We start from the raw sequence: 24,398 nt of genomic DNA, 5'->3' as shown, positions 1-24,398 counted from the left end.
CGCCTGTCTACCGCCGTCCGGGACCGTCTTTCTCGTCAAGCCCCGGACCGCTGCGGTGCGGCCGGGGCGACACCACCGACGAGAGGCGCGACATGCCCACGCTCCCGCAGCACGGCCAGACCTGGACGCTCAAGTCCGCCAACGGAACGGTCGCCGACGTCCGCTCCGGCCAGACCGCCGCCGGCACCGCCGTCCAGTCCTGGGGCTCCAACGGCACCATCGCCCAGGGCTGGACCTTCTGGGCCAAGGAGGGCGGCAGCTGGCTCCTGGAGACCCAGCTGACCGTGGGCCGGCACGCCCCCGGCCAGGCCATGGTCATGGACTACAACTACTCCATCGGCCAGGCCTGGCTGTACCACGAGCACAACCGGCCCAACCAGCACTGGTGCGTGGAGGCCGTCGACAACGACTGGTTCCGGATCCGGACCACCCGCGCCGACGAGGGCGCGCTGTTCCTCACCGCGGCTGCCCCCGGCTCCCCGCTCACCCTGTCCAAGCAGGACGACGCCGACCCGGCGCAGCGCTGGCAGCTCACCGCGGCCGGGGGCGTCAGCGGCGGCGGCCAGCAACAGCAGCAGCAGCCCCAGCCCCAGCCTCAGCCCGGCGGTGACTTCCGGACCGAGATGCTGAACGCCGTCAACGCGGAGCGCGGCCGTGTCGGCGCCCAGCCGGTGCGCCTGGACGACCGCCTCAGCGCGGCCGCCCAGCGCCACGCCAACGACATGGCCTCGCACGACCTCACCCAGCATGACGGCACCGACGGCAGCTCCCCCTGGGACCGCATCCGCGACGCCGGCTTCACCTCGCGGGCCTCCGCCGAGAACGTCACCCCGGGCAACAGCGTGCCCGAGGCCATGCGGATGTGGATGAACAGCCCGCACCACCGGGACAACATCCTCAGCCCCGCCTACAACCACATCGGCATCGGCTACGCGCCCCGCCAGCGCGGCAACTGGGGCCGCTACGTGCAGACCTTCGGCCAGGCCTGAGCCCCCTCCACCAGGCCCCCGCTACCGGGAGTTCCGGAACCGGACGGCCGTCGGTTCTGCGAGGTAGCCGTTCAGGAGATCAAAGGTGCGGAGCTCCATCGGGAGCCGCTCGTACCAGGACAAGCCGAACGTGTTGCACGAGTTGCACACGATCCCGCGCACGCACCGTCCGCACGAGTCCGACGAGTTGGGGCAGCACGCGTGATCGTGATCGACATGCCAGACTCCCTTTCCACCAGGCTCCGCGCGCCCGCATATGGCACATCGGCCGCCCTGGAACTCCAGTAGGCCCGTGTACTCCTCCCACGAAAGCCCGTACCGCGTCCTGATGTGGAGTTGCCTGCGGTAGTCCCGAACACACTCGGTGCACCTGCAGAGCAGGCCATCAGGCGCATGGCCGCCGCCTGTCACGACCTCACAGCTCTCGCTCACAGGGCCTACCCGATTCACGCGCAGGGGCTTCAGCTGTCCCTCGCGATGCTGCTGGAGCTGATGCGGCTTGCACAGGGAGCCCGCTTCCGTGATCAGCTCGCAGCCGGGGTAGCCGCACGCGACGCGTGCGGTCTTGCGTCTCACCGGGCTCAATGGCACTCCCCGCTGCAGCTGCGCGTAATGGGCCGCACACAAGCTCCGGCGAGTCCCCGGCCGATCACACGCCGGACCGACGCACAACTTCTGAGCCAAAGAAATCCTCCCCCACTTCCGACCTCACGCCTCCGTGCCCCGAAACGTGGCCGACGTTACCCCGGGGGTACGGCACCTCAGTTCCGCTCCACACCACCCCACCAGGAGAACGCAGATGAGCACACCCACCCGTACCCGCCGTTTCCTCGCCGTGCTCGGCGCCGTCGCGGCCGTCGCGGGGGCGGCCGTGGTCACCGCCCCGACCGTCCACGCCGCCGGCTGCGAGCTGGCGCCCACCCTGCACACCCCCGAGAAGGTCTACAACGGCGCCGGCGGCGTCCTCGACCTGCCCTCCGACAACGAGGCCAACGGCCAGTGGATCGGCGTCTACACGCCCAACAACCAGTCCACCGCCCAGACCTGGTCGTTCTGGGGCTACTGCGACGGCACCACCGCCATCTCGCACGGCGGCGAGGGCAAGGTCGCCGACCTCGACACCCGCTCGGGCACCGTCCGGCTCTGGGACACCCCTGACGGCTGGGAAGGCCTCAACCACCCGGCCGGGGCGGGGATTCCGGCCAACCAGAAGTGGCTCCTGGCCGACGAGGACCGCGGCTGGTACCTGATCCGCGACCTGGCCACCTGGCAGTGCCTCACGTCCAAGGGCGTCGCGCAGCCCACCACGGTGACCTCCTGCGACCCCGCCGACCCGGCCCAGCGCTGGATGCTCCGCTGATCCACTGATCCACTGATCCACTGATCCACTGATCCACTGATCCACTGATCCGCTGATCCACCCGCCCCGCACACTCGGCCCGCCGCGCTCCCCTCGGGGGTGGAGCGCGGCGGGTCGCGTCGTGAGCTCGACGTACCGCCCCCGTGGCGCCGGAAGTCGGTGTGGCCGACTTCCGGCGCCGCACGGGCGGCCCCCGCCGAGTACGGCAACGGCCCCTCGGCTCGGGTGAACCGAGGGGCCGCCTTCGTGCGGAGGGACTACTCCCAGCGGAAGAAGCGGGCGGCGGCTGCCAGGCCGAGGACGGCCCAGGCGGTCAGGATGCCGAGGTCCGCCCACGGCACGCCGGCGCCGGTCTGCAGGACGGACCGCAGGCCGTCGGAGAGCGCGGCGATCGGCAACAGCTCCAGGACGGACTGCACCGCCGCGGGGAACTTCGACAGCGGCACGACCACCCCGCCCGCCAGCAGCAGCAGGATGAACACCAGGTTGGCCGCCGCGAGCGTGGCCTCCGCCTTGAGCGTGCCGGCCATCAGCAGGCCGAGGCCGGAGAAGGCGGCGGTCCCGAGGGCGAGCAGCGCCGCCACGGTGAGCGGGTCGCCCTGCGGGGACCAGCCGAGCGCGAGGGCGATCACCGACAGCAGGGCCACCTGCAGTGCCTCCGTCACCAGGACGCAGCCGGTCTTGGCGGTGAGCAGGGTCCAGCGCGGCAGCGGGCTGGCGCCGAGGCGCTTCAGCACCCCGTACCGGCGCTCGAACCCGGTGGCGATGGCCTGGCCGGTGAACGCCGTCGACATCACGGCGAGCGCCAGCAGGCCGGGCGCGAGGAAGTCGACCCGCTTGCCGGGCCCCTCGACGGCGACGATGTCCACCGCGGAGAAGAGCACCAGCAGCACCGTCGGGATGACCACGGTGAGCAGCAGCTGCTCACCGTTGCGCAGCAGCATCCGGGTCTCGAACGCCGTCTGGGCGAGCAGCATCCGGCCGACCGGTGCCGCTCCGGGGCGGGGGGAGTAGTCGGTCACGAGCGCGGGTCCCGTCCGGTCAGGTCGAGGAAGACGTCTTCGAGGCTGCGGCGCTGCACCGCGAGCCGCTCCGGGAGGATGCCGGAGGCCGCGCACCAGGCGGTGACGGCGGCGAGCAGTTGCGGGTCGACCGGCGCCTCGATGCGGTAGCTCCCGGGGGAGGGCTCGGCGGCGGTGGCGCCCTCGGGCAGTTCCTTGAGCAGGGTGGTGAGGTCGAGCCCGGGCGGGGCGTCGAAGCGCACGCTCGACTCGGCGCCGCCGCGGCACAGCTCCTCCGGGGTGCCCCCGGCGATCACCCGGCCCCGGTCGACGATCGCGACCCGGTCGGCGAGCTGTTCGGCCTCGTCCATGTGGTGGGTGGTGACGACCACGGTGACGCCGTCCCGGCGCAGGTCGCGGACCAGCTCCCAGGTGGCGCGGCGGGCCTGCGGGTCGAGGCCGGCGGTGGGCTCGTCCAGGAAGACCAGTTCGGGGCGGCCGACCACGGCCATCGCCAGGGCGAGCCGCTGCTGCTGGCCGCCGGAGAGCCGGCGGTAGGTGGTACGGCCGCAGGAGCCCAGGCCGAGCCGTTCGACCAGCGCGTCGACGTCCAGCGGGTGGGCGTGCAGCTTCGCGGTGTGCCGGAGCATCTCGACGGCGCGTGCGCCCGCGTACACGCCGCCGGACTGGAGCATCACGCCGATCCGGGGGCGCAGCTCGGCGTTCTGCCCGACCGGGTCGAGGCCGAGCACCCGGACGGTGCCGGCGTCGGGGCGGCGGTAGCCCTCGCACATCTCGACGGTGGTGGTCTTGCCGGCGCCGTTCGGGCCGAGCACGGCGGTGACGGTGCCCCGGTCGATGCGCAGGTCGAGACCGTCCACCGCGGTCTTCTCGCCGTAGCGCTTGACCAGCCCGGTGATCTGGACCGCGGGTTCGGATTGCATGCCTGTGAGTCTAAGAGGGGCCAACGGATGGCCCCGACACCGGGTTTGGTGATCATTCCCGCAGGTCAGGTAAGGCTAACCTGCGTGACAAATGCCACGGGTGAGGCCTGGATCACGGGTTGTCCTGTCGGAAGTAATTACGCAACACTGGTGTTGTGAAAAACATGCGCGAGCACTCCACGCCGCAGGAGGCCGAGTCGGCCCCCGGCTGCGCCGTGCCCGCGACGGCGACCGAGGTGCTGCTGGACGGCCACCGGGCCACCCGGGACCGGGTCGCCCGGTCGATCCTGGACCACGGCCCGTCCTCCGCCGCCGACCTGGCGAGCCGGCTCGGTCTCAGCACCGCGGCCGTCCGCCGTCACCTGGACGGCCTGACCGCCGCCGGCCTGGTCGAGTCCCGCGAGCAGCGGGTCTACGGCAGCCGCGGCCGGGGCCGTCCGGCCAAGGTCTTCGCCCTGACCGACGGCGGTCGCGACGCCTTCTACCAGGCGTACGACCAGCTCGCCGCCGACGCCCTGCGCTGGATCTCCGACGCGGTGGGCGGCGGCAAGGCCGGGGAGGAGGCGGTCGCCGCCTTCGCCCGGGCCCGGTTCGGCCGGCAGGCGGAGAAGTACGGGGAGGCGCTCAGCTCCGCCGGAGCCGGCGAGCGCACCGAGGCACTCGCCCAGGCGCTCAGTGCCGACGGGTACGCTGCCACGGTGCGTCGGGTCCCCTCCGCCGCGGCCCAGGCCCCGGCGGGCGCCCAGCTCTGCCAGCACCACTGCCCGGTCGCGCACATCGCCGAGCAGTTCCCGCAGCTCTGCGAGGCGGAGACCGAGGTCTTCTCCCGGTTGCTGGGTACCCATGTGCAACGGCTGGCCACCATCGCCCACGGCGACGGGGTCTGCACGACCTATGTGCCGGCATCCGGTGCCGCATCGTCGCCCGCCCCGCGCACCGCCGCGGGCCGGGACACCGATGCCGCGCCGACTGCCGGTACGTCCACCGAAGATTCAGCGTCCGCGCGTTAGGAAGCTCGCATGACTGACACCGTTTCGCACCCCGAGCTCGACGGCCTGGGCAACTACGAGTACGGCTGGGCCGACCCGGACGTCGCCGGCGCCGGAGCCAAGCGTGGGCTCAGCGAGGACGTCGTCCGCGACATCTCGGCGAAGAAGAACGAGTCCGAGTGGATGCTGAACCTGCGTCTCAAGGGCCTGAAGCTGTTCGGTAAGAAGCCCATGCCGACCTGGGGCTCCGACCTCTCCGGCATCGACTTCGACAACATCAAGTACTTCGTCCGCTCCACCGAGAAGCAGGCCGAGTCCTGGGAGGACCTGCCCGCGGACATCAAGGCCACCTACGACAAGCTGGGCATCCCGGAGGCGGAGAAGCAGCGCCTGGTCGCCGGTGTCGCCGCCCAGTATGAGTCCGAGGTCGTCTACCACCAGATCCGCGAGGACCTGGAGGAGCAGGGTGTCATCTTCCTGGACACCGACACCGCGCTGCGCGAGCACCCGGAGCTGTTCCGCGAGTACTTCGGCACCGTCATCCCGACCGGTGACAACAAGTTCGCCGCGCTGAACACGGCCGTGTGGTCCGGCGGCTCCTTCATCTACGTGCCGAAGGGTGTCCGCGTCGACATCCCGCTCCAGGCCTACTTCCGGATCAACACCGAGAACATGGGGCAGTTCGAGCGGACGCTGATCATCGTCGACGAGGACGCCTACGTCCACTACGTCGAGGGCTGCACCGCGCCGATCTACTCCTCGGACTCGCTGCACTCCGCGGTCGTGGAGATCATCGTCAAGAAGGGCGGCCGCTGCCGCTACACGACCATCCAGAACTGGTCGAACAACGTCTACAACCTGGTCACCAAGCGCGCCGTGGCGTACGAGGGCGCGACCATGGAGTGGGTGGACGGCAACATCGGTTCCAAGGTCACCATGAAGTACCCGGCCGTCTACCTGATGGGCGAGCACGCCAAGGGCGAGACCCTGTCGATCGCCTTCGCCGGTGAGGGCCAGCACCAGGACGCCGGCGCCAAGATGGTCCACATGGCGCCGAACACCTCCTCCAACATCGTCTCCAAGTCGGTGGCGCGCGGCGGCGGCCGGACCTCCTACCGGGGCCTGATCGAGATCGGCGAGGGCTCCAAGGGCGCCAAGTCCAACGTGCTCTGCGACGCCCTGCTGGTCGACACCATCTCCCGCTCGGACACCTACCCCTACGTGGACGTCCGCGAGGACGACGTGTCCATGGGCCACGAGGCCACCGTCTCCAAGGTCAGCGAGGACCAGCTCTTCTACCTGATGAGCCGCGGCATGACCGAGTTCGAGGCCATGGCGATGATCGTCCGCGGCTTCGTCGAGCCGATCGCGCGCGAGCTGCCGATGGAGTACGCGCTGGAGCTGAACCGGCTGATCGAGCTGCAGATGGAGGGCTCCGTCGGCTGACCCGCCGACCGCCCGCCGTCCGTCGACACTTTTTTGAGGAAGAGAGCACAACGAACAGCCATGGCTGACGTCCAGAACAACTCCGGCTCCACTACCGCCGGTTCGATCGAGGTCGGCACCGCCGGTGCCGGCGCCCAGCTCGCGGGTCCCGGCACCGGACGGGACAGTGTCCGCCAGCCGATCGACGCGCGCGTCGCGGTCGCGCCGTCCTTCGACGTCGCGGACTTCCCGGTGCCCACCGGTCGCGAGGAGGACTGGCGGTTCACCCCGCTGCACCGCCTCGGCGGCCTGCACGACGGCACCGCCGCCGCCGCCGAGAAGGGCGAGGACAAGGTCGAGCTGAGCCTGCCCGAGGGGGTCACCGCCGAGACCGTCGGCCGTGACGACGCCCGCCTCGGCAAGGCCGGCAAGCCGGTCGACCGGGTCGCCGCGCAGGCGTTCAGCGCCTTCGAGCAGGCGCTCGTGGTCACCGTCCCCAAGGAGACGGTGCTCACCGGACCGGTGCGGATCGACGTGCACGGCGAGGGCGGCACCCGCTTCGCGCACGTGGTCGTCGACGTCAAGCCGTTCGCCGAGGCCGTCGTGGTGATCAACCACACCGGCACCGGCACCCGCGCCGCCAACGTCGAGCTGCTGGTCGGCGACGGCGCCAAGCTGACCTTCGTCTCGGTCCAGGACTGGGAGCGCGACGCGGTGCACGTCGCCCAGCAGACCGCGCTGGTCGGCCGCGACGCCTCGCTGAAGTCCGTCGTCGTCACCTTCGGCGGCGACGTGGTCCGGATCCACCCGCGGGTCAACTACGCCGCCCCCGGTGGCGAGGCCGAGCTGCTCGGCCTCTACTTCGCCGACGCCGGCCAGCACCTCGAGCACCGTCTGGTCATCGACCACGACACCCCGCACTGCCGCTCCAACGTCGTCTACAAGGGCGCGCTGCAGGGCCAGGACGCGCACGCGGTGTGGATCGGCGACGTGCTGATCCGCGCCGCCGCCGAGGGCACCGACACCTACGAGCTCAACCGCAACCTGGTGCTCACCGACGGCGCCCGGGTCGACTCGGTGCCGAACCTGGAGATCGAGACCGGCGAGATCGTCGGGGCCGGCCACGCCTCCGCCACCGGCCGCTTCGACGACGAGCAGCTCTTCTACCTGCGCTCCCGCGGCATCCCGGCCGACGAGGCCCGCCGCCTGGTGGTGCTCGGCTTCTTCGCCGAGCTGGTCCAGCAGATCGGTGTCGCCGAGATCCAGGACCACCTCATGGAGAAGATCGAGGCCGAGCTGGAAGCGACGGTCTGACACCCATGAGCTTCCTTCGCGCCTGCGCGCTGAGCGAACTGGCTGAGGACGTGCCCAAGCGCGTCGACCTCAACGGCGTACCGGTCGCCGTGGTCCGCACCGACGAGGGGGTGTTCGCCGTCAACGACATCTGCTCGCACGCGAACGTCTCGCTGTCCGAGGGCGAGGTCGAGGACTGCATGATCGAGTGCTGGCTGCACGGCTCCAGCTTCGACCTGCGCACCGGCAAGCCCTCCGGCCTGCCCGCCACCCGGCCGGTCGCTGTCTACCCCGTAAAGATCGAAGGGGACGATGTGCTCGTCTCCGTCAACCAGGAGTCCTGAGTACACATGGCTACCCTTGAAATCCGCGACCTGCACGTCTCCGTCGAGACCGAGAACGGCCCCCGGGAGATCCTGAAGGGCGTCGACCTGACCGTGAAGCAGGGCGAGACCCACGCCATCATGGGTCCGAACGGCTCCGGCAAGTCCACCCTGGCCTACTCCCTGGCCGGACACCCCAAGTACACCGTCACCGGCGGCTCGGTGCTGCTGGACGGCGAGGACGTCCTGGAGATGTCCGTCGACGAGCGCGCCCGGGCCGGCGTCTTCCTGGCCATGCAGTACCCGGTCGAGGTCCCCGGCGTCTCGGTCTCCAACTTCCTGCGCACCGCCGCCACCGCCGTTCGCGGCGAGGCCCCCAAGCTGCGGTTGTGGGTGAAGGAGGTCAAGGAGGCGATGGCCGCCCTCCAGATGGACCCGGCCTTCGCCGAGCGCAACGTCAACGAGGGCTTCTCCGGCGGTGAGAAGAAGCGCCACGAGATCCTCCAGCTGGAGCTGCTCAAGCCGAAGGTCGCGATCCTCGACGAGACCGACTCCGGCCTGGACGTCGACGCGCTGCGGGTCGTCTCCGAGGGCATCAACCGCGTCCGCTCGACCGGGGAGGTGGGCACCCTGCTGGTCACCCACTACACCCGCATCCTGCGGTACATCAAGCCCGACTACGTCCACGTCTTCGCGGCCGGCCGCATCGTCGAGTCCGGCGGCGCCGAGCTGGCCGACAAGCTGGAGGCGGAGGGCTACGAGGCCTATGTGAAGGGTGGCGCGTCCGAGTGACCTCCACGCACGAGACGGCGGTCCTGCCGGGCCTGCTCGACACCGACGCGATCCGCAAGGACTTCCCGGTCCTGCAGCGCCTGCTGCACGACGGCAAGCCGCTGGTCTACCTGGACAACGCGGCCACCTCGCAGAAGCCCCGCCAGGTGCTCGACGCCCTGAACGCCTACTACGAGCGGCACAACGCCAACGTCCACCGCGGCGTGCACGTGCTCGCCGAGGAGGCCACGGCGCTGTACGAGGGCGCCCGGGACAAGGTCGCGGCGTTCGTCAACGCGCCGAGCCGCAACGAGGTGGTGTTCACCAAGAACGCCTCCGAGTCGCTCAACCTGGTCGCCAACATGCTGACCTGGGCGGACGAGCCCTACCGGGTGGACGCCGAGTCCGAGATCGTCATCACGGAGATGGAGCACCACTCCAACATCGTCCCGTGGCAGCTGCTCTCGCAGCGCACCGGCGCGAAGCTGAAGTGGTTCGGGCTGACCGACGAGGGCCGGCTCGACCTGTCCGACATCGACGAGCTGATCACCGAGAAGACCAAGGTGGTCTCCTTCACCCTGGTCTCCAACCTGCTGGGCACCGTCAACCCGGTCGAGGCGATCGTGCGCAAGGCGCAGTCGGTCGGCGCGCTGGTCGTGATCGACGCCTCGCAGGCCGCGCCGCACATGGTGCTGGACGTCCAGGCGCTGGAGGCCGACTTCGTCGCCTTCACCGGCCACAAGATGCTGGCGCCGACCGGCATCGGCGTGCTCTGGGGCCGCCAGGAGCTGCTGGAGGACCTCCCGCCGTTCCTCGGCGGCGGCGAGATGATCGAGACCGTCACCATGGGCTCGTCCACCTACGCCCCGGCGCCGCACAAGTTCGAGGCCGGCACCCCGCCGATCGCCCAGGCGGTCGGGCTGGGCGCGGCCGTCGACTACCTGACCGCCATCGGCATGGAGCGGATCGCCGCCCACGAGCACGCCATCACCGAGTACGCGATCGAGCGGCTGCTGGAGGTCCCTGACCTGCGGATCATCGGCCCGCGCACGGCCGTCGACCGCGGTGCGGCGATCTCGTTCACGCTGGGCGACATCCACCCGCACGACGTGGGCCAGGTGCTGGACGAGCAGGGCATCGCCGTGCGCGTCGGCCACCACTGCGCGCGGCCGGTCTGCCTGCGGTACGGAATTCCGGCGACCACGCGGGCGTCGTTCTACCTGTACTCGACGCCGGGCGAGGTCGACGCGCTCGTGGACGGCCTGCACCACGTCCGGAACTTCTTCGGCTGAGGACGGGGGCACGCGACCATGAAGCTCGACTCGATGTACCAGGACATCATCCTGGACCACTACCGCAACCCGCACGGCAAGGGGCTGCGGGACGGTGACGCCGAGGTGCACCACGTCAACCCGACGTGTGGCGACGAGATCACCCTGCGGGTGAAGCTCGACGGCTCCACCGTTGTCGACGTCTCCTACGAGTCCCAGGGCTGTTCGATCAGCCAGGCCAGCGCCTCGGTGCTGAACGACCTGGTGGTCGGCAAGTCCGTGGCCGAGGCCCAGGCGGTCCAGGAGGCCTTCCTGGAGCTGATGCAGAGCAAGGGCCAGGGCGAGGGCGACGAGGAGGTGCTGGAGGACGCGGTCGCGTTCGCCGGCGTCTCCAAGTACCCGGCCCGGGTCAAGTGCGCCCTGCTCAGCTGGATGGCCTGGAAGGACGCCACCGCCAAGGCCCTGGCCGAGCACCCCGCCACCGACTGACACCGCAGAGGAGGACACCCGCCATGACCGAAGAGACCACCACCTCCCCCGCGGAGGAGACCCCGACCGGCCCGGTCGGCACCAGCGCCGGCACCGTCTCCGTCGAGGACCTCACCGAGGCCCTGATGGACGTCGTCGACCCCGAACTGGGCATCGACGTCGTCAACCTGGGCCTGATCTACGGCGTCCACATCGACGACGCCGACGTGGCCACCATCGACATGACCCTCACCTCGGCGGCCTGCCCGCTGACCGACGTGATCGAGGACCAGGCCAGGACCGCCACCGACGGCCTGGTCAAGGACCTGCGGATCAACTGGGTCTGGATGCCGCCGTGGGGCCCCGACAAGATCACCGACGAGGGCCGCGACCAGCTCCGCGCCCTGGGCTTCAACGTCTGACCCGACCTGGGCCGATCGTCAACCGCTGCCGCGCGAACCGCAAGGTTCGCGCGGCAGCGGTTTTTCCGCGTGTCGGTCGGTGAGCACTCGCCGTGATCTGCTTCGTTGAACAGGTTCCCCGCCGTTCCCCACCGTCCACCCCCCACCCGCCTGTCGGCGGGTGCCCGCCCCGGGCCTGGCCGCGTGCCGCCCGGCCGGGCGGCACGCGGTGCTGATGGAGCGTGCCTCAGGCGGCGATGTGTGCGGGCCGTCCGCCGGTCATCGCGGAGCGCAGGGCGGTGCGGACTCGGGCAGCCCCTGCGATTGCCACCTCTGCCCCCTTGCCGGCTGTGAGGACGCCGCTCGTCAGACCGGCACACGGGCGGCAGATGCCCGGTCGGGGCACAGGGTCGTGGCACTTGGCGCATTCGGCGTACCGGGCCGCCGGCCGTGCGGCGGGTCGGGCGGGCGGCATCTTGTGCTCCAGCCGGTAGCGGAGCACGGCCGTCGCCGAGTGCATCGGCACGGGCAGGCCCGGCAGCAATGCGTGAGCGAGGTCGGTCCGGGTCGCGCCGCGCTCCAGCCACTGTGCGACGAGGGGCGCGAGTTCGTGGGCTTCGGCCTCGCCCAGGCACAGGCGCGGTTCGGACCGGATCACCCGGAACAGGGTGGCCACGGCTTCGCGGACCTCTTCGGCCTCGGAAGCCTCCTCCCGTTCTTCGGGCCTGCCGTCCTCGGTCGAACTCGCGGGGAGGGAGGGTTGTTTGTGCCGGTTCTTAACAGGAGGGCTGCCAGCACGCCCGGCGGCCGCTCCACCGGGCGCCGGACGGGTGGCATCCGGCGCGGACCACGGTGTGTCGTAGACGTGGGTCTCGGTGCGGATGGTGCCGTCCGGCATCCGGATCTTTTCGACGCGGTAGAACCCCGCGTCGGTCAGCTCCTTCAATGCCTTGCGGATCGCGCCTCGGCCCTGCGGGCTGCTGTCGGCCATGTGCCGGCCGTCCTCCCGCCAGCCGTCGGGGCGGGAGAGGAGGTCCGCGAGCAGGCCGCGGGCGGTGTAGGAGAGCCGCCGGTACTGCAACATGCAGTTGGGCAGCACGGTGAAGTTACGTACGTGTTCGGTACGATGGACGCGCATCGGGAGTTTCAGCTCCTGTTGCCGGACCCCGGGGTGTTGGTAGCACCGCCGGGGTCGCCTTTTTCTCTTTGGGTACGGAACGTATCACGGCATTTGACGCACCGTGAGGCGTTTCTGACACCCAGTGAGAGTCCGGTGCACGGCCTCAGCGATCGGCTTGCGGCTACCCGGCGGCGAGGAGATCGCCCCGTCCGACGGCCTCGCGGAGAACCACGGCGATCTCCTGGGGCAGGAGCTTGATCGCGCCGATGGCTTCGGTGGTGAGGGGGATCTCCTCCAGGAGGTACTCACCTCGGCCTTCCTCGCTGAACTCGGGCCCGGTGCGGTCCTCGAAGCGCCACTTCTCGATGGTGGCGAGGTAGAAGTCCTGGCGCTCGTCGCCGGTTTCGATGGTGTGGAAGAGGCTGACGATCTCCGCCTCGCCCGCGATCTCCTCGCGGACCTCGCGCCGCAGGGCCTCCTCGGGGCTGGCGTCGGTCGGCTCGATCTTGCCGCCGACGATCACCCAGTACGGGTCGATGCCGGGGCGGATGCGCTTGATCAGCAGCATGGTGTTGTTCGGGGTGAGGAGGACGGCGCGGACGCGATGCTGCATGGTGGCCTGCTTCCTGGTCGGTAGGACCGGCGGGTCAGTGGAGGATCCAGCCGCCGTCGACGTGCAACGACTGGCCGGTGATGAAGGACGCGCTGGGGCCGGCGAGGAAGGCGACGGCGGCGGCGACGTCCTCGGGGCGGCCCCGGCGTTGGACGCACTGGCGGCGGATCTGGTCCTCGGGTCGGGCGCGGTGATGGGCGGGCAGGTCGTTCTCCGCCTCGACCTGGATGGCCCCGGGTGCAACAGTGTTCACGCAGATCCCGGCCGGTCCAAGTTCCCTGGCCAGCGACCTGGTGAGGCCCAGGAGTCCGGCCTTGGCAGTGCTGTAGGCGGTGAGGCCGGCGCGTCCGGCACAGGCGTTGACACTGCCGATGTTGACAATCCGGCCCCATCGTCGCTCGGCCATGCTCGGGGTGATGGCACGGCACGTGCGGTAGTGGATGGTCAGGTTGGACCCGATGGCGCGCGCCCACTCGTCCTCGTCGAGCTGGTCCCACGGGATGCGGGGGTAGGCGCCCGCGTTGTTGACGAGGACGTCGACCGGCCCGAGTTCGGACTCGACCTGACTGACCAGCGCGGCCACGGCGTTCGGGTCGGTGAGGTCGGCGCTGACCTCGCTGCCGGTACGGCCGTCGCGGCGGACGTCGGCGAGCACGGTGCGGGCCTGGTGTATCTGCGCGAGGTGGTTGATGGCGACGGATGCGCCGGCGGTGGCGAGTGCTCGGCTGATTGCGGCGCCGATCCCAGTGGCGCCGCCGGTCACCAGCGCCACCCGGCCCTGGAGCGGCAGGGCGGCGATGGGCAGTTCAAGCGGCGTGGGTGTGGTCATCGTCCGTCCGATCGTCGAGGCCGGTTGTCGGCGCGGGCTGGGTGCGGGTGAACGTCTCGCAGACGGTCCCGGGCTGCTGGGTCTCGGCGAGCTTGGCCAGGAGCAGGAGGAGATCTTGGCCGGTGAGGCGTCCGGGCGGGATGACGCCGAGGATTCGTAGGGCGAGGAAGTGGCCGATCTGGGTGAGGAATCGGTCCGGATCCAGGCCGGCGGCGGGGGCGAGGTCGGCGCGAACACGCGTCAGTAGGCGGTCGATTGCGGCTTGGCGCCCGGCGCCGACCGCCCAGGTGTAGCGGACTTCCAGACGGCGGTGACGCTCGTCGTGGTCGACGTGTTCGAGGTGCGGGGTAGTGACCGGCGGCAGGTGCAGAGGCAGGGTGCGGGCGTACACGTCGGGCTGGTAGGTCGGTACGAGCCAGCCACCCATGCCCAGCAAGTACCAAAGGAGGATGGCGAGTTCCCCGGCGAGCGTGTTGCGTCCGGCGTACTCGAAGTCGAGCCAGCACAGCGGGTCGGCGATGTTAGGTTCGGTCGGGTCGCCCTGGGTGAGCGCAGTGACCCAGGCGCGGCTGGAGCCGAGCGCTTCGCGGGCTTCCCAGACGATGGTGGGCAGGTCGAGGCGCATCGGGATGCCGTTGACGACGAAGAGGTGGCCGGTGAGGGCGTGTACGGGCAGCGGCTGGTCGATGCGCGGGGCGGCGACGGCGAGGCGGCCGGACAGGTACCAGGTGTCGATCCGCCCGCCGGGGCGGATGCGGTCCAGGTAGAGGCCGGGCACGCAGTCCGAGAGCGGCGCGGTGCGAGCGCTGTCGGCGACTGCGGCGAGCAGGCTGTCGCAGACGGCGTCGATCAGCGCGGTGACCCGTGGCAGAGCGCTCGCGTGCCGGTCAGCGGTCGCGATGACGTCGCCGAGCAGCATGGTGCACCGGCCGGTGGCGAACACGTCCTCGTAAGCCACGATGTGCCTGTCGGCCGCCCGGTTGTGGCCCACCAGTCGGGGCACCGGCAGCGTGCGGGCGGTGGCCTGCCAGCCCTGGACCTCGGCCTCCGCTGCGCCGGGGGTGAGGATCTTGTGGAAGGCCGGGACCGAGGTGGTGGGGTCGTTCATGCGCGGCTCGTCGGTAGGGCGATGGTGGCGAGCCAGTGGCCCAGGACGATGTTGGCCAGCTTCGCCGCCTTCTCGCTGTCCCCGCGGGCCTGGCGGCGCAGGTCGGCGTCGGTGGCGGGCTCGCGGTCGAGGAAGACCCCCAGCGCGTCGTCGTCCGAGGCACGTTCGGTGCCCTCGAAACGAAGCATCACCTTGGCCAGCAGGGCGGTGACCTTGAACAGGGCGCGGAGGTCGGGGGCTCCCTTGAGGAGCTGGCGGCGAATTTCGATGGCGGCCTGCACCCCGGCCTCCACGCTGGCCGCCACGTCGTCAGCCGCGTCCGGGGTGGGCAGGGCCAGGCCAGGGCGGCACCAGAGCGGCACGAGGGAGCCGTAGCCGATCAGCATGAGAACGTGCAGCAGGCGGGAGGTGACCGCCCCGGTGCGGCACTCGTCCTGGGTCAGCACGGTCAGGCCGAGCTTGACGCCGCCGAGTTCGGCTTCGAGTTCGGCCAGGGCCTGTCGGAGCCTGGGGAGGCTTCCCTGCTCGGCGACGACGAAGACGTCCAGGTCCGACCATCCGTGTTGGTACTTGCCTCGGGCCCCGCTACCGGTCACGGCGAGGAGGTCGATGACGGGCGGCTGCTGGACGGTGGTGCGGTCCAGCAGTTCGGACAGGTAGGACTCCAGCTGAACGGGCAGACCCAGTGTGTTCACCGGCGTGGTGGCCGGCCTGCGCAGCGGCCAGCGGTGGGCCAGGGCGATCCCGTCGAGGCGGCGCTCCAGGTGCAGGCGGCTGTGGTTGTTGTCGATGACCTCCTGCGCGAGCGGGGCGATCCCGGCCGCACCTCGGCGGGCCTTCACGGCGTCCCGCTCGACCACGTCCTCGGGCCCGGCTGTGCCGCGTTCGGCGCGGACCTCCGGCGTCGCATCGACGTACACAACGGTCAGCTGCTCGCCGAGCATCCGTCGCAGTTCGGCGGTCGCGTCCTGGTCGTGCAGGGACTCGATGGTGATGTGGTCGAGGAAGTGGTGGGCCGCGCAGAACCGGTCGAGACCGTCGACCAGCAGCTCGGCCCGCACCACGGCCGGGATCTCGTACGGGTCGGCGATGTCGGCGCGCTGGGCGGCGTCCTCGATCAGGTAGCCGATCTTGAGGCGGGCGTACCCGTGCCTGACTCGCAGGTACTCGCCCGCCGTGCTCTTGCCGCTCTCCGACATGCCACCGAGCGCGACCACCCGCAGGCCGGGAAGGGCGCGCGGTGGCACGAGCGGGGCGATCGGGTGCAGGCGCCGGCGGATCTCGTCCTGGACGGCCACGACCCGACGCTCTCCGATCACGACGGTCTCCGCCCACCTGTCTTCGGCGACGAGCCGGTGCATCTGCAGGTGAAGGTGCCGCTGGTAGTCCGCGTAGGCCGGGGTGACGTGCCGCTCGTGGGAGAGGCTGCGGGAAGTGCCGATCACCAGGTCCTCGTCGTGAAGGAGCACGATGCCGTACTCGGCCGCCTCGGCGGCCTGGACGTCGGCGGCGTACGGATCGAGGAGCTTGCGCGCCCGGTCGGCGGCCCGGCCGGGGCTGAGACGCTCGCGCACCGCGACGGTGGCGGCCAGCGAGGCTTCCAGCATCGGGATGCCCCGGTCCATCAGGCGCACGGGCGCGGTGGCGCGCCTGCGGGAGCGCTCCAGGTAGGAGCCGGCGAGGACGTCGGCGACCTCCTCGACCGGGCCCAGCTCGAACCACCAGGCGCCCATACCCATGGCCTTGATGCCGTCCCAGCGCGGGTCGTAGTCGTCCAGCGGCCCGGTGGCGTGGCCGGCGGGACCTAGACGACGCGCCAGGATGCCGATCTGCTTTGTTTTGCCGACGTTGTCGGGACCGCTGAACGCGATCGTGACGGGCCGGGAAAGTGTGGTGCCGTGCTCAGGGGAGATGCACACGATGTCCTCCAGGGGCTGCACAACGTCTGTGGTGCTGGGGTGGCCCTCGGCCGGGCCCCGCGAGGGTGCCCGGCCGAGGGCCGGATCGGGCTAACGGCCCGGGTACGGCGGCTGCGGGATCGGCGGGGCCGGGGGCGGAGGCGGCGGGGGCGACGGAGGCTGGGGAGCCTCCGAGATCGGAGCGGCGGTTTGCGGCACGGCGAATCTCCCTTCGGTGTGACGGATTTCCGGCCTGGCGGGTCGCCGAGGCCGGCGAGTGTGGGCGGCTCCGGCTGCGGGGGTTCATCCGGAGCCGCCGGTCCCGCCTCGGGTCTTCGTGCGGCGGATGCCGAGGCGGGGTGGGGTATTGGGGTCAGGCGGACGGCGGCGCGTCCGGAACCGACGCGGAGGAACCAGCGCGGTCCACGGCGATGTCCGCCCACGTCGTCTTGCCGTGCGGCTCCTGGTCGACGCCCCAGGCAACGGCCAAGTGGTCGACCAGGGCCAAGCCGCGGCCGGACTCCGCGTCGTGGGCGGCGCCGATCAGGACCGGCAGAGCACAGGATCCGTCCCGCACGGAGATCCGCACGGCCTGGCCGGCGCGGTTGGTCACCGGGGCGAGCTCGACCCTCATGGCGGTCAGACAGCCGGTCTTGACCGCGTTGGAGACCAGTTCCGTGACGACCAACTCCGCATCGGCGGCCAGGTGACCCAGCCCCCACTCCGCGAGCGCGTCGCGGACCAGCCGACGCGCCGCAGAGGCGGACTGCGGCTCGTACGGCAGCTCGACCGTGGCAGGTCGTAGGGGTTCCGTTCTGGTCAGCACCTCAGTCGTCACGGTCCGCTCCTGGTCGCCAGAGCTGCCTGCTCCGAACAGCGGGGGCTGTCCGGGCAGCAGCGGTCGGAGTCAGCCGCCCGGGAATTTGCCCCGGAGCCGGTGTCAACTCGCGACCCCGAGCGGCTGACACCAAGTCAACCGGCGTTCCTTTGCCCAAGTACCTGCCTCGAAGGGCGGGTTGTCTTTACCGTGTTTACTGCCACCCGGCACCGAGGAAGGGAGTGGTCATGGCACAGCCCGTGACGAACCACCAGCTCGAAGCTGCCATTGTCGACGCCGACATGACCTTCGACGCCCTCGCCCGAGGCGTCGTGCGAGTGGCGGCCGAGGTAGGTGTCCACCTGCGGACGAACCCGTCCACGGTCCATAAGTGGCTGCGCGGCGCCGATCCGGAGGGCGACACCCCCGCTTTCATCTGTGAGGCGCTGTTCCGCAAGACGGGACGGCTCTACACCCCAGCCGAGCTCGGGCTACGGTCGGTGGCAGAATCCGATCCGGGCCTCGGGCTGTCCATCGGCCCCGACCCGGTGGGCGTCCTCGCACGGGTGTGGAGAGCTGATTTGGACCGACGAAAGTTCCTGGCCGCCTCGGCGTACTCCGTTGCCGCGATGCACCTGCCGCTGGACCACGTCCGCGAGACCGCCGAACGCACCGCAGCCGTCCGAGGCGGCGCCGTCGCCGGAGCCGCCGAGGTCGCTGCCGTCCGCGACATGATCAGCATGTTCACCGAGATCGACGAGCGCCACGGTGGCCAGCACGGCCGCTCTGCCCTGATCCAGTACCTGCGGTCCGACGTAGCCGCTCTCTGCCGGGGTACCTTCCGCACCCACGAGGACCGTCAGCAGATGCTCTCCGCCGCAGCGGTCGGCGTGCACCTTGCCGGTTGGAAGGCGTACGACGCCGGCGAGCAGGGCCTCGCCCAGCGGTACTACCACCAGTCCTACGCGCTCGCTGTCGAGTCCGGGATCGTCGGCCACGATGCCTTCGTCCTGCGTACCCTTGCCCAGCAAGGCATGAAGCTGCGCCATCCCTCCAAGACGTTCGCGCTGTCCGAGACTGCCCTGTCCCGTGTCGCCAGCCGCGTGGACGCCGCGACCGAGGCGCTGTTCACGATCACCCACGCCCACGGCCTGGCGGCCACCAACCAGCGCCGCCCCGCCGTCCAGGCTGTCCAGCGGGCTCGGGACCTGCTGGAGGCCGCAGGCGGCGACGCAATGCCGTACTGGGCTCTCTCCTGGGGGCCGGCGCGCGCCACGGTCAACTCTCGCAGTGCCAAGGTTTTCTCCCGGCTCGGCGACCGGAAAGGCGCCGCGGAGAACTTCGCTGCGGCGGCGGCCAACCGACCGGCTTCGACCTACACGCGAATCCTCGCGCTCGACCTGGTGAACCAGGCCAAGATGGAACTCGCAGACGGCGGCATCGAGCAGGCATGCGGAACCTGGAACCGCGCGCTCGACGCCATGGCTGGCGTGCAGTCCGTCCGCACCCGCCGGGCCGTCATGGAGATGCGGAAGAGCCTCGCCCAGTTCAAGAACCGCGGAGTCTCGGCAGCTCGGGAGGTCGACGAGCGCGCGGCCGTCCTCCTGGCCTGATCGGCTTGCGATGCTGTCTGCTTCGCGTCCAATCGGTGGGCTGTCGGCAACGGCTGAAATCGGGTTCTGGCACTTTCGGAAAGTGGTCCAGAACCTCGTTTCACCCCTTGCCGACACCGGGCGTCAAGGAAGCTCGCGATAGCATCCGCGCGCTACTGGCGAACTGACCCGAAGGGGGAGCGGCATGACCGTGATCGCGGTGACCGGGCACATGGACCTCAGCGAGGAGAGTGTCGTCCTGGTCCGTGGAGCGCTGGAAACGCTACTCGCTGGCCACGCCGAGCACGGCCTCACCGGTGTCTCGTGCATCGCCAAGGGCGCGGACTCGATCTTCGCCGACGCGGTGCTGTCGCTCGGCGGACGACTGGTCGCGGTGGTCCCGTCGGCTGACTACCGTCAGGTCAAGGTCAAGCCGGCGTACGCGGCCGAGTTCGACCGTCTTCACCAGGCTGCCGCGGAGGTTGTCGTCATGCCGTTCGCCGAGGCGAACCGCGAGGCGTACGAAGCCGCCAACAACGAGTTGCTGCGCCGTGCCGACCACTTGTTCGCCGTGTGGGACGGCAGGCCGGGCAATGGGCGTGGGGGAACCGCCGACACTGTCGCCGCGGCCCGCGCCGTCCAACTGCCGGTGACGGTCGTGTGGCCCGAAGGCGCCGTTCGGACAAGCTGACGAGCGCGTAGGCGTGGTGGAACGCCGTCGCCCCGGAACGGACCTCCGTTCCGGGGCGGCGGGGTTGCTACGACCGGCGCCCGCCCGAGTGCCTCGCCGCGCTGGGGCTCATGCTCCTTCGCGGGCCTCTCGTTCCCAGCAGGTATGTCGCCCTGCTTCATCGGCGCCCGCGCGCCGCTCGGCGGCGCGCGGGCGGGCCCGGGGCGGGCACCCGCCGGAAGGTGGGTGGGGGGTGGACGGTGGGGAACGGCGGTAGAAGTGCGCAACAAAGCAGATGATGCGCGGGTGTTCACCCGGCGTGCGGATGATGCGCCAAAACGCCGCTGCCCGGGACTTCGGAGGAAGTCCCGGGCAGCGGCGTTCGGTGGTCGAGGCCGTCAGGCCGTTCGGGGCTTGCGGGCGACGGCGACGGCCAGGGCCGCGCAGAGGGTGGCCGCGAGGAGGGCGAAGCCGCTGACGGCGGGGAGCAGGCCGTAGGCCTTGACGAGGGCGCCGACCGCGATGATGGGGGCGGAGCTGCCCAGGTAGACGATGATCCACAGGGAGCTCAGCTCGGAGCCGCGGCGTTCCGGGTTCATCGCCGCGACGGCGGTGGTGAAGAGCGAGCGGAAGGCCACGCCCTGGCAGATGCCGCCGAGGACGCTGCCGATGAAGAGCAGCGCCGGGGTGCCGGTGTACTGGGCGGTGACGACCAGGCCGAGGCCGGTGGCCAGGCCGGCCAGGCCGAGGGCGACGACCACGCGGTCGGCGGTCGGCGGGACGGTCAGCTGTGCGGTGGCCGAGGAGCCGAGCAGCAGGGCGGCCACGATCGCGCCGGTCAGGTGCGAGTCGGTGTGCAGCAGCTTGGTGGAGAAGGCCGGGGCGAGCGCCAGGTAGACGCCGAAGACGCCGTACGAGACGAAGCCGACGCCCGCGGCCAGCAGGAACTCGCGGCGGCCGGTGCGCGGCAGCCGCAGTCGCTGCGGGCGCAGGTGGGCCGGGGTGGTGATGCGCGGCGGGGAGGCCGGCGGGCGGTTGCGGCCGGGCATCCGGGGGTGGACGAGCGCCAGCGGCACGCAGAGCGCGAGCAGGGCGATCGCGTGCAGCAGGAAGGGCGTGAGCAGCGGGTCGGCGCCGTCGGCGAGCAGGGCGCCGACCACCGGGCCGAGCGCCACACCGCCCGCCGAGCAGGCGAGGGTGAGCTTGGCGGCCAGGGTGGGGCGGTCCGGCATCAGGTCGCCGAGGGCGGCCCCGGCGGCGCCGGTGGACAGGCCGACGGCGATGCCCTGGACGGCCCGGCCGGCGGCCAGCTGCCAGAAGCTGTCGGAGGTCGCGAACACCACGTCGCCCGCGGCCGCCAGGGCGACGGCGGGCAGGATCAGGGCGCGCCGGCCGAGGTGGTCGGACCAGTGGCCGACCACGGCCAGTACCGGGACCAGCGCGAACACGTAGATCGTGAAGAGGATCGTGGTGTCGAGCGGGCCGAGTCCGAGCCGTTGCTGGAGCATCGGGTAGATCGGCGTCGCCAGATTGGCGCCGATCAGCATGAGGAGCAGCGCGGCGGCGACGAGGCCGACGCGGACACCGCGCAGCGCGTTCCAGCGGCTGATCGAGGCGAGCCGGAGCTGGGCGCGGGGCGCGAGCTCCAGGGGAAGCAGGGCCTCCGACAGTCGGCGTCCGTCGAGCTGCGCGGTGCGCAGGCCGGAGCCGGCGGGGGAGAGGTCCGCCATGGCAGGGGTCTCCTGTGGCCGGGCACCACGCGGGTCGGCGGGGTGTGCCGGCGCGCCCGTCCCGGGCGCTGTGGTGGTGGCCTCGGTGCGGGCTCCCTGGTGGTGCAGGTGAGCGAGAGCGGGGCTACGTTGCCCATCGGTGCGCGCGGGGTTGTGCGCGGTACCGACTTCGAAGGATAAGGGGTGGGCGCGCGCTCGCGGCGCGCGCCCCTGGAGGCCGGGCATCGGGGGTGCCCGGCCTATACGCTGAGGTAGTGGGCCGGTACACGGAGCTGATCTCCGAGGTCCCGGCCCGGCCGACCGCTCGGTGCGGCTCGGCGCAGTAGTTCGGTGCAGTAGTTCGGTGCAGGTAGTAGCTCGGTGAAGCTCGGTGTAGGGAGAACGCGCAACGATGGCCGCACGACGTCGCAGGAACGCCGGCCCCTCGGCGGCGGGGACCCCGGGCGAGGGCGCGGTGCTGCCCGCCGACCTGGAGCTGCAGGATCTGTACGGCGCGTTCGCCGCGCACGGACTGGACGACGAGGATCTCGACGACGCGGCCGTGCTGGTGCCGCCGGTCCGGCTGCCGGCCGAACCGGAGCTGGCCGCGCTGGCGAAGGCCGTCCCGATGTTCGACTGGGCGCTGCGGCTGGCCCGCTGGGCGGCCCCGCACCGGGCGGTGGACGAGTTCGGCGACCTCACCGCCCCGGACCGGCTGCCGGCCGCCCGGCTGCTCGGCCTCGCCCCCGAGGAGGGGGACGCGCCCGAGGGGGACGCGCCGGAGGGGGAGGAGCAGGAGGAGGCGGTGGTCGAGGCGATGCGCGCCTGGTCGCTCGCCTGTGACCTGGACCTCGTCGAGATCGGCACCACGGCGGCCGGCGAGCACGTCGCGGTCCCCGGCCCGGACCTGGAGCCGGCCGAGGAGGGCGACCCCGAGACCGTCCTGGAGCTGTGGCTGACGGCCGCCGGCATCGTCCGTGAGCTCGCGGTGGAGGCGGACTCCCAGGAACTGGAGCCGGAGCGGGAGGACGGCGGGGACGCCGAGGCGGAGGAGGACGAGGAGGGCCTCGGCGAGGTCGAGGACGCCAGGGACGAGGCCGCCGAGCTTCTCGACGAGGCACTGCAGGTGCTGTACGAGACCACGGCCTTCGCCGAGCCGGGCAGCGAGACGGTGCCGCTGGGCGTGCTCGCGGCGCTGCTGATCGTCCCCGAGGGCGAGGAGCCGAGCGACGAGCTGTTGGGCGACATCACCGATGTGATGGTGGCCCTGGACCCGATGCTCGCCGACCTGTCCGAGCTGGGTCTGCTGGACTACCGGCCGATCGACCCCGAGCTCTTCGACGAGGAGGAGGGCGAGGACGAGGCGGGCGAGGCGGGCGAGGAGCCGGCCGCGAGCAGCCCGGACGGCGGGCCGGCGGAGCTGGACGAGGCGGAGTCGGCCCGGTTCGGGCTGGTCCGGCTCACCCCGCTGGGCCAGTACGGGATCCGCCAGTGGCTGCTGGAGGACGGCTACGACGCGCCGCTGGTCGGCGACCTGGCCGGGGGCGACGCCGCCGAGCTGCTCCGCGGCGTGAGCGAGGCCGCCAATGTGCTGCCCGATGAGGAGCTCAAGGTCTGGCTCGACGGGCGGGAGCCGGTGGCGGCGGCGCGCGAGCTGCTCGCGGCGGCGCGCGGGGACGACGCGTACGCCCCGATGCGGCGGATGCTCTGCCACTCGGCGCTGACCCTGATCGGCGCGCCCGCCGAACCGGCCGCGCGCGAGGTGCTGGGCGATCCGGAGCTGGGCGGCGGCGCGGCGGCCTGGCTGGTCGCGCTCGGCGCGGCGGACGTTCCCGCGCCGGACCGCGCGACGGCGCTGTGGACGGTCGTCGACGCCTTCGCGGCCCAGTTGCTGGACACCGGCGGCGATCCGGAGCAGCTGCGCGAGCTGGTGGCGGAGCTGCCCGTGACGGAGGAGCCGGCGGACTACCTCGGTGAGCTGTGGCGGGTCGAGCACCCGTACACGGCGGACGTGCTGGAGGCGGTCGGCGAGATGCACCCGGACCGGGCGGTGGCGAAGGAGGCCCGTAAGGCGGCGTTCAAGGCGCGCTCCAAGAGCTGAGGCCGTCAGGCCCCCGCCTGCCCTGCTGAGCCCCCGCCTGCCCCGGCTGCTCGGCTGAGCCCCCGCGGGAGCCCGCCCGGCCGGGCCGGGCGCCCGGTGCGGCAGGCGGGGGCTCAACGGGGCAGGTCGAGCGAGCCGTCCTCGGTGAACGGGAAGAACGGGTTGTGGGCCAGCTCCCAGAGGTGGCCGTCCGGGTCCTCGAAGTAGCAGGAGTAGCCGCCCCAGGTGGTCGGTGCCGGCGGCTTGACCACCCCGGCGCCGGCCTCCACGGCCGTCGCCAGCGCGGCGTCGACCAGGGCCGGGGACTCCAGGTTCACCGCGAGGGTGACGCCCCGGAAGGCCGGCTCGCCCGCGGACGGCACGCCCGCGTCGGCGGCCAGCTCCTCGTGCGGGAAGAGGCCGAGCACCGAGTCGGCGGTGCGGAACCAGACGATCTCCGGGCTGGAGGCGGCGGACCGGTGCCAGCCGAGCGCCTCGTAGAAGCGGGCGCTGCGGTCGAGGTCGCTCACGCCGAGGGTGACGATGCTGAGCCGGGCCGGGAAGTCCGTGGTTGCTGTCATGCCGCCAGCGTAGGGAGGGGGACCGACAGCGGCGCCCCGGGCGAGGCCGTCCGGCGGGACGGGACGGGACGTGAAGGGGCCGGACCGGGCCGGACCGGCGTCGGCGGCCGCCCGTCCGGCGACGGATCGGCCGGGTGTGCAAAGAG

General features: G+C 71.6%; 24 protein-coding genes. 13 read left to right on the top strand and 11 right to left on the bottom strand.

Annotated elements, in window-relative coordinates:
• Window positions 1-92: 92 nt before the first annotated feature.
• Window positions 93-989 (top strand): CAP domain-containing protein, encoded by an 897-nt coding sequence (locus SM793_RS10425; RefSeq protein WP_320437804.1) that lies wholly within the window; start codon window positions 93-95, stop codon window positions 987-989.
• Between the two features lie 21 nt (window positions 990-1,010).
• Here the strand turns inward: SM793_RS10425 and SM793_RS36370 are convergent, their stop codons facing one another.
• Entirely contained in the window at window positions 1,011-1,400 is a 390-nt protein-coding gene (locus tag SM793_RS36370) for an endonuclease domain-containing protein (RefSeq protein ID WP_413815917.1), read from the bottom strand.
• Between the two features lie 388 nt (window positions 1,401-1,788).
• Between SM793_RS36370 and SM793_RS10420 the strand changes: the two genes are divergently transcribed.
• Window positions 1,789-2,349: a hypothetical protein gene (locus SM793_RS10420; protein ID WP_320437803.1), complete on the top strand. Its 561-nt coding sequence runs from the start codon at window positions 1,789-1,791 to the stop codon at window positions 2,347-2,349.
• Window positions 2,350-2,606: 257 nt separating this feature from the next.
• Here the strand turns inward: SM793_RS10420 and SM793_RS10415 are convergent, their stop codons facing one another.
• Both SM793_RS10415 and SM793_RS10410 read right to left on the bottom strand, forming a co-directional pair.
• Window positions 2,607-3,326, bottom strand: a complete 720-nt coding sequence (locus tag SM793_RS10415) for an ABC transporter permease (RefSeq protein WP_320437833.1) — start codon at window positions 3,324-3,326, stop codon at window positions 2,607-2,609.
• Between the two features lie 41 nt (window positions 3,327-3,367).
• On the bottom strand, window positions 3,368-4,294 hold the full coding sequence (locus SM793_RS10410; protein ID WP_320437802.1) for an ABC transporter ATP-binding protein: 927 nt from the start codon (window positions 4,292-4,294) through the stop codon (window positions 3,368-3,370).
• Between the two features lie 164 nt (window positions 4,295-4,458).
• Between SM793_RS10410 and SM793_RS10405 the strand changes: the two genes are divergently transcribed.
• The 8 genes from SM793_RS10405 to SM793_RS10370 are packed head-to-tail and all read left to right on the top strand — an operon-like array spanning window position 4,459 to window position 11,256.
• Window positions 4,459-5,304 (top strand): helix-turn-helix transcriptional regulator, encoded by an 846-nt coding sequence (locus tag SM793_RS10405; RefSeq protein ID WP_320437801.1) that lies wholly within the window; start codon window positions 4,459-4,461, stop codon window positions 5,302-5,304.
• A 9-nt stretch (window positions 5,305-5,313) separates the two neighbouring features.
• A complete protein-coding gene (sufB, locus tag SM793_RS10400) occupies window positions 5,314-6,729 on the top strand; it encodes a Fe-S cluster assembly protein SufB (RefSeq protein WP_320437800.1) in 1,416 nt (471 codons plus the stop codon).
• A 60-nt stretch (window positions 6,730-6,789) separates the two neighbouring features.
• Window positions 6,790-8,022, top strand: coding sequence for a Fe-S cluster assembly protein SufD (sufD, locus tag SM793_RS10395; protein ID WP_320437799.1), 1,233 nt, complete (start codon window positions 6,790-6,792; stop codon window positions 8,020-8,022).
• A gap of 5 nt (window positions 8,023-8,027) precedes the next feature.
• Window positions 8,028-8,345: a bifunctional 3-phenylpropionate/cinnamic acid dioxygenase ferredoxin subunit gene (locus SM793_RS10390; RefSeq protein ID WP_030394948.1), complete on the top strand. Its 318-nt coding sequence runs from the start codon at window positions 8,028-8,030 to the stop codon at window positions 8,343-8,345.
• 6 nt (window positions 8,346-8,351) lie between these two features.
• On the top strand, window positions 8,352-9,116 hold the full coding sequence (sufC, locus tag SM793_RS10385; RefSeq protein WP_320437798.1) for a Fe-S cluster assembly ATPase SufC: 765 nt from the start codon (window positions 8,352-8,354) through the stop codon (window positions 9,114-9,116).
• A gap of 23 nt (window positions 9,117-9,139) precedes the next feature.
• On the top strand, window positions 9,140-10,387 hold the full coding sequence (locus tag SM793_RS10380) for a cysteine desulfurase (RefSeq protein ID WP_320437832.1): 1,248 nt from the start codon (window positions 9,140-9,142) through the stop codon (window positions 10,385-10,387).
• A gap of 18 nt (window positions 10,388-10,405) precedes the next feature.
• The gene (gene sufU / locus SM793_RS10375; protein WP_320437797.1) at window positions 10,406-10,855 is read left to right on the top strand and encodes a Fe-S cluster assembly sulfur transfer protein SufU; all 450 of its coding nucleotides are present in this window, start codon (window positions 10,406-10,408) and stop codon (window positions 10,853-10,855) included.
• Between the two features lie 23 nt (window positions 10,856-10,878).
• A complete protein-coding gene (locus SM793_RS10370) occupies window positions 10,879-11,256 on the top strand; it encodes a metal-sulfur cluster assembly factor (protein ID WP_320437796.1) in 378 nt (125 codons plus the stop codon).
• Window positions 11,257-11,482: 226 nt separating this feature from the next.
• On the opposite strand, the gene SM793_RS10365 is transcribed toward SM793_RS10370, so the two are convergent.
• The 6 genes from SM793_RS10365 to SM793_RS10340 all read right to left on the bottom strand — a co-directional run bounded on the left by SM793_RS10365 (window position 11,483) and on the right by SM793_RS10340 (window position 17,641).
• Window positions 11,483-12,373, bottom strand: coding sequence for a hypothetical protein (locus SM793_RS10365; RefSeq protein ID WP_320437795.1), 891 nt, complete (start codon window positions 12,371-12,373; stop codon window positions 11,483-11,485).
• 163 nt (window positions 12,374-12,536) lie between these two features.
• A complete protein-coding gene (locus tag SM793_RS10360; protein ID WP_320437794.1) occupies window positions 12,537-12,968 on the bottom strand; it encodes an NUDIX hydrolase in 432 nt (143 codons plus the stop codon).
• A gap of 34 nt (window positions 12,969-13,002) precedes the next feature.
• Entirely contained in the window at window positions 13,003-13,797 is a 795-nt protein-coding gene (locus tag SM793_RS10355; protein ID WP_320437793.1) for a 3-oxoacyl-ACP reductase family protein, read from the bottom strand.
• Window positions 13,775-14,905, bottom strand: a complete 1,131-nt coding sequence (locus SM793_RS10350) for a hypothetical protein (protein ID WP_320437792.1) — start codon at window positions 14,903-14,905, stop codon at window positions 13,775-13,777. Before SM793_RS10350 ends, SM793_RS10355 begins: the two co-directional genes overlap by 23 nt.
• Window positions 14,902-16,824: a nucleotidyltransferase domain-containing protein gene (locus tag SM793_RS10345; RefSeq protein ID WP_320437791.1), complete on the bottom strand. Its 1,923-nt coding sequence runs from the start codon at window positions 16,822-16,824 to the stop codon at window positions 14,902-14,904. Before SM793_RS10345 ends, SM793_RS10350 begins: the two co-directional genes overlap by 4 nt.
• A gap of 352 nt (window positions 16,825-17,176) precedes the next feature.
• The gene (locus tag SM793_RS10340) at window positions 17,177-17,641 is read right to left on the bottom strand and encodes an ATP-binding protein (protein WP_320437790.1); all 465 of its coding nucleotides are present in this window, start codon (window positions 17,639-17,641) and stop codon (window positions 17,177-17,179) included.
• A gap of 227 nt (window positions 17,642-17,868) precedes the next feature.
• On the opposite strand from SM793_RS10340, the gene SM793_RS10335 reads away from it, so the two are divergent.
• Both SM793_RS10335 and SM793_RS10330 read left to right on the top strand, forming a co-directional pair.
• Window positions 17,869-19,233, top strand: coding sequence for a hypothetical protein (locus tag SM793_RS10335; protein ID WP_320437789.1), 1,365 nt, complete (start codon window positions 17,869-17,871; stop codon window positions 19,231-19,233).
• Between the two features lie 184 nt (window positions 19,234-19,417).
• Window positions 19,418-19,903: a hypothetical protein gene (locus SM793_RS10330; protein WP_320437788.1), complete on the top strand. Its 486-nt coding sequence runs from the start codon at window positions 19,418-19,420 to the stop codon at window positions 19,901-19,903.
• A 377-nt stretch (window positions 19,904-20,280) separates the two neighbouring features.
• Here SM793_RS10330 and SM793_RS10325 read toward each other — a convergent pair whose 3' ends face one another.
• On the bottom strand, window positions 20,281-21,612 hold the full coding sequence (locus SM793_RS10325) for an MFS transporter (RefSeq protein WP_320437787.1): 1,332 nt from the start codon (window positions 21,610-21,612) through the stop codon (window positions 20,281-20,283).
• A 391-nt stretch (window positions 21,613-22,003) separates the two neighbouring features.
• Here SM793_RS10325 and SM793_RS10320 point away from each other — a divergent pair, with 391 nt between their 5' ends.
• The gene (locus tag SM793_RS10320; protein WP_320437786.1) at window positions 22,004-23,692 is read left to right on the top strand and encodes a hypothetical protein; all 1,689 of its coding nucleotides are present in this window, start codon (window positions 22,004-22,006) and stop codon (window positions 23,690-23,692) included.
• A 113-nt stretch (window positions 23,693-23,805) separates the two neighbouring features.
• On the opposite strand, the gene SM793_RS10315 is transcribed toward SM793_RS10320, so the two are convergent.
• Window positions 23,806-24,252, bottom strand: a complete 447-nt coding sequence (locus SM793_RS10315; protein ID WP_320437785.1) for a VOC family protein — start codon at window positions 24,250-24,252, stop codon at window positions 23,806-23,808.
• Window positions 24,253-24,398 lie beyond the last annotated feature (146 nt).

The organism is Kitasatospora purpeofusca, assembly GCF_034043715.1.
Lineage (GTDB): Bacteria > Actinomycetota > Actinomycetes > Streptomycetales > Streptomycetaceae > Kitasatospora > Kitasatospora purpeofusca_A.
The sequence above is the reverse complement of the archived record's forward strand: the minus strand, read 5'-3'. Positions and strand labels throughout refer to the sequence as shown.

What these genes read in the sequence shown, in the direction of transcription:
- SM793_RS10330 (WP_320437788.1), top strand. Translation starts at nt 19,418, where the DNA reads ATGACCGTGATCGCGGTGACCGGGCACATGGACCTCAGCGAGGAGAGT.
- SM793_RS10320 (WP_320437786.1), top strand. Translation starts at nt 22,004, where the DNA reads ATGGCCGCACGACGTCGCAGGAACGCCGGCCCCTCGGCGGCGGGGACC.
- sufD (WP_320437799.1), top strand. Translation starts at nt 6,790, where the DNA reads ATGGCTGACGTCCAGAACAACTCCGGCTCCACTACCGCCGGTTCGATC.
- SM793_RS10350 (WP_320437792.1), bottom strand. Translation starts at nt 14,905, where the DNA reads ATGAACGACCCCACCACCTCGGTCCCGGCCTTCCACAAGATCCTCACC.
- SM793_RS10325 (WP_320437787.1), bottom strand. Translation starts at nt 21,612, where the DNA reads ATGGCGGACCTCTCCCCCGCCGGCTCCGGCCTGCGCACCGCGCAGCTC.
- SM793_RS10415 (WP_320437833.1), bottom strand. Translation starts at nt 3,326, where the DNA reads ATGCTGCTCGCCCAGACGGCGTTCGAGACCCGGATGCTGCTGCGCAAC.
- SM793_RS10405 (WP_320437801.1), top strand. Translation starts at nt 4,459, where the DNA reads ATGCGCGAGCACTCCACGCCGCAGGAGGCCGAGTCGGCCCCCGGCTGC.
- SM793_RS10425 (WP_320437804.1), top strand. Translation starts at nt 93, where the DNA reads ATGCCCACGCTCCCGCAGCACGGCCAGACCTGGACGCTCAAGTCCGCC.
- SM793_RS10360 (WP_320437794.1), bottom strand. Translation starts at nt 12,968, where the DNA reads ATGCAGCATCGCGTCCGCGCCGTCCTCCTCACCCCGAACAACACCATG.
- sufC (WP_320437798.1), top strand. Translation starts at nt 8,352, where the DNA reads ATGGCTACCCTTGAAATCCGCGACCTGCACGTCTCCGTCGAGACCGAG.
- SM793_RS10390 (WP_030394948.1), top strand. Translation starts at nt 8,028, where the DNA reads ATGAGCTTCCTTCGCGCCTGCGCGCTGAGCGAACTGGCTGAGGACGTG.
- SM793_RS10365 (WP_320437795.1), bottom strand. Translation starts at nt 12,373, where the DNA reads ATGCGCGTCCATCGTACCGAACACGTACGTAACTTCACCGTGCTGCCC.
- SM793_RS10410 (WP_320437802.1), bottom strand. Translation starts at nt 4,294, where the DNA reads ATGCAATCCGAACCCGCGGTCCAGATCACCGGGCTGGTCAAGCGCTAC.
- SM793_RS10420 (WP_320437803.1), top strand. Translation starts at nt 1,789, where the DNA reads ATGAGCACACCCACCCGTACCCGCCGTTTCCTCGCCGTGCTCGGCGCC.
- SM793_RS10355 (WP_320437793.1), bottom strand. Translation starts at nt 13,797, where the DNA reads ATGACCACACCCACGCCGCTTGAACTGCCCATCGCCGCCCTGCCGCTC.
- SM793_RS10315 (WP_320437785.1), bottom strand. Translation starts at nt 24,252, where the DNA reads ATGACAGCAACCACGGACTTCCCGGCCCGGCTCAGCATCGTCACCCTC.
- SM793_RS10370 (WP_320437796.1), top strand. Translation starts at nt 10,879, where the DNA reads ATGACCGAAGAGACCACCACCTCCCCCGCGGAGGAGACCCCGACCGGC.
- sufU (WP_320437797.1), top strand. Translation starts at nt 10,406, where the DNA reads ATGAAGCTCGACTCGATGTACCAGGACATCATCCTGGACCACTACCGC.
- SM793_RS10335 (WP_320437789.1), top strand. Translation starts at nt 17,869, where the DNA reads ATGGCACAGCCCGTGACGAACCACCAGCTCGAAGCTGCCATTGTCGAC.
- sufB (WP_320437800.1), top strand. Translation starts at nt 5,314, where the DNA reads ATGACTGACACCGTTTCGCACCCCGAGCTCGACGGCCTGGGCAACTAC.